This is a genomic window from Kitasatospora sp. NPDC059817 (assembly GCF_042731835.1).
Classification (GTDB): Bacteria; Actinomycetota; Actinomycetes; order Streptomycetales; family Streptomycetaceae; genus Kitasatospora.
Genome location: NZ_JBHWIR010000084.1, coordinates 4,601 through 11,247 on the forward strand (window position 1 = coordinate 4,601; position 6,647 = coordinate 11,247).

Consider the following 6,647-nt stretch of genomic DNA (forward strand, 5'->3'; position numbering starts at 1 on the left):
GGGGCGGGCCCACCCCGGGGGGGTTGTGCGTGGGGGCGGCGACTGTCCCGGGCGGGCTGTCCCCCGGCGGGGGGGGGCGGCTAACCGCCACTACTTGTCGTTCGCGTCCGGGTCGGCCTTCTCCAGCTCGGAGGCGAGGTCGTTCAGGATCGACAAGACCCCGGCCGGCAAACCTTCGGTGCCCGCGCCGCGAGCCCGCACCCGGCCCACCTTGCCCTGCTTGGCGGCCGACAGCAGCCGAAGTCCTTCGTAGACCTGGAGGGCAACGGCCTCGTCCGGCTCGAAGTACATGCGCGTGACGCCGAAGACGTGGGCCAGGCCCTCCAGGACGACCGGCGCCGCGTCCTCGCTCCGGCCGGTCCGGAGGGCCTCGATCTCAGCGGCAGAGGTGACTGCGGCCCCCGCGTGGGCGTTCACCGCCTCCGCGATCTCCGCATCCCCCGGTGCGGTCCCCGCCGGGTAGGAACGCTCCAGCAGCAACGTGATCTTGTCGGCCAGCGCGTGAGGCGCCTCCTCGGGGGCAGCCTCGGCGCTGGCTTCTTCTTCACCCTCTTGCTTCGTAAACGAACGCTCCTGTGCCCGCCGCAGCTCCTCGACGGTCACGCCGTAGGCGTTCGCCAGCGGAGGCAGGTAGCGGTCCTTGAGTCGCCGGACACCCCCCTCGGCTCCGGCCACGGGGCCGTCGCTCTTCATGCCGATGATCGCCGCCGTGTCCTTCCGGTAGAGGCCGGCATCGCACCGCAGGTCCGTGAGATCCGGCAGCCCGCGCCGGGGGAAGAGTTCGTCGAGCGGCTGCCCGAGCACCCGCGCGAGGGTCGGCAGCTTCTCCTGGTCCGGCACCGAGCTGCCCAGCTCCCATCCCGCCACGGTCGAATCCCCGACCCCAGCGCCCTTGGCCACGTCGGCCTGCGGGATCTCGGCAGCTCGACGCACCGAACGCACCCGGAGTCGATCGAAGTGACGGGCTGGCATGTGACCTCGTTTTTGGATGAACCGAAGAAACCTCGGCACGTTGACTTTTTCGGAGAAATGCGATAGCTTCAGTTTAGCGAAAAACGAGGGGATTCGCACCCCTTCGCCTTCGTCTACCACGCCGCTCCCGTCCGGGTCCGGTGTGGTGGAGGAGAGGAATCCGCGCGCCGCTGGCGTGCGCATCCTCCCCTCAAAACGCCACCGGCGCCCAGGAGTTAGCAGCTCCCGGACGCCAGACAGCTTGTGACCTGCTCCCTTTGGCGAGGGCGCGTGGTCACGCACAGCCACTCCGTGTCCTAGCACGGCATCACCGGAGTGGCGTACCACATAGAGGAGTGTCGCATGACCCCTACTACGGAGCGCAACCCGGAGCAGAGCATCGCTTCGCGGCCGGCTGAGCGGCTTGCCGTTCGCCTCGCCGCCATGCTGCCGGGCGCCGTCGTCGTCCACGTCCGACTCCAGGGCCCTCGGACCCTGTGGCCCCACCTGCGGCTGACCGCCGTGGACGACCGCGGCCGAACCCTCCGCGTCCCCCGCGCCCGAGCGCTGACGCTCGCGCGGTGGATCATCCGTTCCTTCCCCCACGCGGAGTGGGCCGCGACGGGCCACGCATTCGACCTGCGGACGGCCACGCTGCGCGGACTGGAAGCGTGAGGGCGGCCATGGCCGACCCGGACGAACTCGATGCCTCCATTGACGCCTGGGTGAGCGCACAGCTCGACGCCTCCCCGGACTGGGACCACGAGAAGTGGGAGGCGCTGGGGAAGATCCTCGACATCGAATTCTCGATCCCCAGCGACTCGCGCGTCTACAACTTCGTGAAGCCTGTTACCGAAAGCTCGGTCGACAGCGAAGCCGCGTAGTTCACGCCTCCAATTTACGAGAGCCACAGCAGCTCTCGATTCCCCTCTATCGCACCGGGCCGGATACGGCGCCGGGTGCCACTAGCACCATGAGGCGAAATGAGAACCACAATATCCGACCTCTCCGGGGCGGCTTTGCGGGGCGACTGGGGCCCCCTTGTCCGGGAATCCGAGAAGGCTCGCGGAAAGCACTGGGCCGAGAACGCCCGATGCGCTGGCCGAAAAACCCGACTTTTCTTCCCCACTGGGGACGATCCGCACTCCGATCCAATGGAGACGGTGGAACGACTGGGCCTTTCCCTTGTCGAGCCACTGAATCTGTGCGCGGCGTGCCCGCTGGCGACAGCTGCCCGATGCCTGATCGAATCCCTGCGGAACGACGAAGATTTCGGAATTCGAGGCGGCCTGATCGCGTCGGAACGCTATGCCCTGCGGATGGGCTGGCAGCGGCGCATGGACGAAAGCAAAGTCGAGCGCGCCCTCCAAGGATCGACCGCAGCGCTGAGCAAGGCCGAGCGGAACGAGGTGATCGCCCGGTTCGCGATGAATCCATCGAATTCCGCTGCCGTGGCAAGAGGGCTCGGGGTAACGCGCGAGAACCTCTTGAAGCTCGCACGGACCTACCGGGACAAGCACCGGACGAAGCCGGCCAGTCCGGTTCACAGAACAGACGCGGCCTGACCGGCCGAGAAGAAACGATTCTTCCCGCAAGGAAGCCTTGGAGCCCGGGGGAGCCTCCCATGCCTCAGAACGACCTCGCCGCCTCGACCTGCAAGAACCTCGGGGAAATGATCAGAGAAGTTGCGCCCGATGCGGCTCTCGTCAGAATCTTTCCGGAACGACGGGCGGCCACCTATATTTTCGAGTCGGATTTCTACCGACTGTTCCTCGACCGCACAGCAGAGGAATTTGCGGCGCGCCTGATCCGCCGGAGTTTCGGCGATGCAGGCGACTGGCGACGCGCCCACGATTTCTACCTGCCAACCGGGGAACTCTATCTCACCCCTGAGCCTCACCAGCACGGCTACATCCCGGAGGACGACCAGTCCTTCGGCCTCACCCCCGCACGACGCATAGCGATATTTGACGGGACCTGTGAATGAGCGGCATAGCCACCGACCTGGTCTGGTCGGATTCCAAAGCGTGCAAGGGTTCACGGCTCGTCCTACTCGCTCTCGCCCGTGAGGCGGACGAGGAGGGTCGGGTGACCATGACCCAGGAGCAGATATCCCGCCTGACGGGGCTCACCGTCCGCGCGATATCGACGTGCCTCAAAGACCTGACGGCACTGGGAGAGCTGAGCCGCGAGAGCGGCTGGGGAGCCTCCAAGCCCAGCAGCTATTCGATCCTCCTCGTCAGCAAGTCCGCCGGAGCTCCACCGCACGCGGACGCAGGGCTTCCCACTCCAGAACCGGACGTGCCGCAATCCAGCAGCAGCTTCCTGGAAGAATCTTCCCGGAAGAATCCGGCGGCAGCCTCAAGGCGGAAGTCCCTTCACGGCGAACCGGAAGTTACTTCGCGGCACAGGCATGGTGGTATTACTCCCTTCGGGAGTAATACCACCAAAAAGCAAGCTAGCTTCGCCGGTCCGAATCTGCGGGAAGTTCCGGCCGGACAGGATTCGGTCGAGGTCCCGGACGGCTCCTCGGAGCTGGTGGCCGCGATGACCGCAGCTGGGATGGTCGTCGGCTGGCGGCTGACCGGAGCGGAGTGGGAGCGGGTAACAGCTCTCTCGGCCCGCTGGGGGCACGAGCGGCTGGTCGAGATGGTCGCCCGGCGCTGGAACGTCGAGCGCCCGCCGCTGTCCGCCCGCTACCTGCTCCGCATCTGGGCTGATCTCCCGGACCAAGCCCCGGAACCAGCCGGACAGACCAACGTCGTCCCGCTGCGGCGGCAGCCCGGATCGTGGGTCCCGTTCCAGAACACCGCCCAGTCCAGCGCCTACCAGAACGGATTTTGATCATGGCCCAGCCACAACGCGCGGGCGGCGCCGCATCCCTGCGGGCCATGGAACGGATACTCGCAGCGAGAGGGCTACCGGTGGCGTCGGAGGCGATGGACGACGACTCGCGGGAGGCGAGCCCGGGTGACCGGCAGTGGCACCACCAGGCCCGCGCGGAGTACGCACTGGGCCGCTGGAGCGCCGCAACACCGCCCCGGTACCGCGCCGCCGAGGCGACCCTGCCGGGGGTCACGTCCTGGGCCGATCGAGCGTTGGCCGACAACACCGCCGCCGGTGCCCTGCTCCTGACCGGCCAGACCGGCACGGGCAAGACGCACGAGGCGTACGGGGCGCTAAGGAGGATCGCGGCCAGCGGCCCGGACCGGTTCGAGGTGATCGCCATCAACTCGGCCGACATGTACGGCAGGCTCCGGCCCTCCCAGGTCATGGGGGCTGCCGAACGCGAGCTTCGGCGGCTCAGCGAGGTGCAGTACCTGCTGCTGGACGACCTCGGCACGGCGAAGACCTCGGAGTGGACCGAGGAGATGACGTACAGGCTCATCAACTACCGGTACAACCACTGCCTCCCGACGCTCCTCACCTCGAACTTGCCTGCCCGGGATGAACACGGGCCCGACCTGACCGACTTCGTCGGGGCCCGGGTGGCGAGCCGACTCGCCGAGATGATGACCAGCCTCGTCCCGATGATCGGCGCGGACCGCCGGCGTGGCGGGAGGGCGGCCTGATGCCCGTTCGCCTGCACGGAGCGGCGCCGGACGCCACCGCCTCGTCCACAGCCTGTGCATATGTCGGCCCCCTCAGCCCGTACGCGAACCCGTTCACCGCCGGGGACCGCAGCCCTTCACCGGCCGGGCCCCCGATGGACGCCGAGGAAGCGGTGGACCTGTTCACCGCGACGCTCCGCGGACCGATCGGCCGTCGCTACGCCGACGAGTTCGCCCGTGCCCTCCGCGGACTCGACCTCATGTGCACCTGCCCCCTCGACGTGCCGTGCCACGCGGACGTCCTGCTCCACCTCGCCAACGACTCCGGCGACAGCAACACGATCTCCACCAGCAACTCCATGGAAGGCCCTCCGATGCCCCACCCGATCATGGTCGCTGCGGCCGAATACCTCACGGCCGGCGAGAAGCGGCGCACCGCTGCTCGGGAGTCCGCGTTCCTCACCTGGGGCCCGAGGTCCACGGAGGCTGCGGCCCGGTACGCGCACCGGCTCCTCAGCGCTGAGGCGGCCACGCTGGAGTGGCAGACGCTGGGTCTCCTGTCCTTCGAAGAGCACCTCCAGGCGTTCGCCTCGCTCGACACCGTCGGCGGCCAGCACCTGGAGCTGTACTACTCCGACCAGGGCGGTACGGAGTCCATCACGCTGCGGGTGTCGTGCATGAGCTGCCCCAGCCAGCACGTGCACGAGGTGACATCCCTCGAACAGCTCGGGCAGCTGCTCTCCAAGACCCCGGCCTGGCCGTTCATCGCTCCGCAGGACGGGGGCAACCGCTGATGTCCCACGCGCACATAGACCCGGTGACCAGCAGCTCGCGGTCCGCAATCCCCTTGCAAAGCATGACGGCCTGGGACCGGACGGCGATCGTCCTACTGGGCGCGGCCGGCTTCACGTTCTCGTACGACGCACTGCGGCAGATCGCGGTGGCGCTCCACGCGCGGGAGACGTTGTCGTTCTTGTTCCCCGTGTTCGTCGACGGGTTCATTGCGTACGGGGTCCGGGCGATTCTTCTCCTTCGTCACCAGCCGTTCCTGTCCCGTCTGTACGCCTGGTTCCTGTTCCTCGCGGCCACCGCCGCGAGCCTGGGGGCGAACGCGCTGCACGCGGTCACGCTCAACCGTGGTCCGCAGTCCGCGCAGTCCGCGCTGCACCTCGGGGACAGTGTCGTCGCGGTGCTCTCGATGCTCGCTCCGTTGGCGCTGGCGGGCTCGGTCCACCTGTACATCCTGATGGCGCGGACGGTCGAGCTGTCCGTCCCGGACGGCGCGGACGCCGGTCCCGGACCGGTCCGCCAAGCCGTTCAGGAGTCCGCAGGCGGCGCGCCGGAGCCGGAGCCCCGTCCGATGGAGGTCGGGGCGGAATCCGGGACGGCGTCCACCCCGTCCGCCCAGTCCGGTGATGTCTCCCCTGTTGTTGACCTGCGGAAGCCCGCCGACCGCCCCCTCTGCGAGCGCCTTCCGGACGGTTCGGGTGCGCGACCGTCCGCAGGTGCGGGCCACGCGGACGATGGTCAGGGCTTGGCGGACGGACGGCCCTCCCACGGTGAGGACGGGGAGGCGCCGGCACAGGCCCCGGCGGCTGTGGAGGTGCCGGTTTTGCAGGAGGTCCGCGACCACGCGGACGGCGACGAGCCGTCCGTCCCGGACGAGACCGAACTTCCGCAGGACCGGGAAGTACTGCCGTCCCCGGCGGCTGCGGAGGTGCCGGTTTCGCAGGAGGTCCGCGACCACGCGGACGGCGACGAGCCGTCCGTCCCGGACGACACCGAACTCCCGCAGGACCGGGAAGCCGATGACGAGTGGCTCAAGGACCTGCTGCCGGTCGCGCTGGCCGCCTACCAGGAGAGCGGCAAGATCAGCCGCGACGCGATCAAGGAGGCCGTCCGCGCACGGCAGCCGATCAGCAACGACCGCTTGGGGCTTCTCCTCTCCCGGTTGAAGGACGAGGTGGACCAGCGCGCGACCGCCCCCGCCGCTGCCTCCAGCGTGCTTTGGTGATCTCATCTCATTGGTGCCGCGGGGGGGGGGGGTGGGCCCGCCCCACAGCCCCCCCCCGCCCCCCCGCCCCACGCGTGGCCCGCGCATCTGGGCGGCGCCCGCACCACACCCCCGCGGGATACCCGGCCCGA

9 protein-coding genes are annotated in these 6,647 nt (G+C 68.8%); 8 read left to right on the forward strand and 1 reads right to left on the reverse strand.

All coding sequences use genetic code 11. From position 1 onward, the window contains the following. Nucleotides 1–90: 90 nt before the first annotated feature. Entirely contained in the window at nucleotides 91–1,155 is a 1,065-nt protein-coding gene (locus ACFV61_RS19305; RefSeq protein WP_380492847.1) for a helix-turn-helix domain-containing protein, read from the reverse strand. Between the two features lie 159 nt (nucleotides 1,156–1,314). Here ACFV61_RS19305 and ACFV61_RS19310 point away from each other — a divergent pair, with 159 nt between their 5' ends. The 8 genes from ACFV61_RS19310 to ACFV61_RS19345 all read left to right on the forward strand — a co-directional run bounded on the left by ACFV61_RS19310 (nucleotide 1,315) and on the right by ACFV61_RS19345 (nucleotide 6,516). Then, entirely contained in the window at nucleotides 1,315–1,626 is a 312-nt protein-coding gene (locus ACFV61_RS19310; protein WP_380492849.1) for a transcriptional regulator, read from the forward strand. Between the two features lie 8 nt (nucleotides 1,627–1,634). Further along, complete coding sequence (locus tag ACFV61_RS19315) at nucleotides 1,635–1,835, forward strand: hypothetical protein (protein ID WP_380492851.1); 201 nt, start codon at nucleotides 1,635–1,637, stop codon at nucleotides 1,833–1,835. Between the two features lie 99 nt (nucleotides 1,836–1,934). Then, nucleotides 1,935–2,516 (forward strand): WhiB family transcriptional regulator, encoded by a 582-nt coding sequence (locus ACFV61_RS19320; RefSeq protein ID WP_380492853.1) that lies wholly within the window; start codon nucleotides 1,935–1,937, stop codon nucleotides 2,514–2,516. 59 nt (nucleotides 2,517–2,575) lie between these two features. Further along, entirely contained in the window at nucleotides 2,576–2,938 is a 363-nt protein-coding gene (locus ACFV61_RS19325; protein ID WP_380492855.1) for a hypothetical protein, read from the forward strand. 101 nt (nucleotides 2,939–3,039) lie between these two features. Next, nucleotides 3,040–3,795, forward strand: coding sequence for a hypothetical protein (locus ACFV61_RS19330; protein WP_380492857.1), 756 nt, complete (start codon nucleotides 3,040–3,042; stop codon nucleotides 3,793–3,795). 95 nt (nucleotides 3,796–3,890) lie between these two features. Further along, on the forward strand, nucleotides 3,891–4,523 hold the full coding sequence (locus ACFV61_RS19335) for an ATP-binding protein (protein ID WP_380492859.1): 633 nt from the start codon (nucleotides 3,891–3,893) through the stop codon (nucleotides 4,521–4,523). After that, on the forward strand, nucleotides 4,523–5,296 hold the full coding sequence (locus tag ACFV61_RS19340; protein ID WP_380492860.1) for a DUF6195 family protein: 774 nt from the start codon (nucleotides 4,523–4,525) through the stop codon (nucleotides 5,294–5,296). Before ACFV61_RS19335 ends, ACFV61_RS19340 begins: the two co-directional genes overlap by 1 nt. Nucleotides 5,297–5,358: 62 nt before the next feature. Beyond that, a complete protein-coding gene (locus tag ACFV61_RS19345) occupies nucleotides 5,359–6,516 on the forward strand; it encodes a DUF2637 domain-containing protein (RefSeq protein WP_380492862.1) in 1,158 nt (385 codons plus the stop codon). The last annotated feature ends 131 nt before the right edge of the window (nucleotides 6,517–6,647 follow it).

Bases quoted from the DNA above. Each gene is read 5' to 3' on its own strand.
- ACFV61_RS19305 (WP_380492847.1), bottom strand. From the start codon at position 1,155: ATGCGCACGCCAGCGGCGCGCGGATTCCTCTCCTCCACCACACCGGAC.
- ACFV61_RS19310 (WP_380492849.1), top strand. From the start codon at position 1,315: ATGACCCCTACTACGGAGCGCAACCCGGAGCAGAGCATCGCTTCGCGG.
- ACFV61_RS19315 (WP_380492851.1), top strand. From the start codon at position 1,635: ATGGCCGACCCGGACGAACTCGATGCCTCCATTGACGCCTGGGTGAGC.
- ACFV61_RS19320 (WP_380492853.1), top strand. From the start codon at position 1,935: ATGAGAACCACAATATCCGACCTCTCCGGGGCGGCTTTGCGGGGCGAC.
- ACFV61_RS19325 (WP_380492855.1), top strand. From the start codon at position 2,576: ATGCCTCAGAACGACCTCGCCGCCTCGACCTGCAAGAACCTCGGGGAA.
- ACFV61_RS19335 (WP_380492859.1), top strand. From the start codon at position 3,891: ATGGACGACGACTCGCGGGAGGCGAGCCCGGGTGACCGGCAGTGGCAC.
- ACFV61_RS19340 (WP_380492860.1), top strand. From the start codon at position 4,523: ATGCCCGTTCGCCTGCACGGAGCGGCGCCGGACGCCACCGCCTCGTCC.
- ACFV61_RS19345 (WP_380492862.1), top strand. From the start codon at position 5,359: ATGACGGCCTGGGACCGGACGGCGATCGTCCTACTGGGCGCGGCCGGC.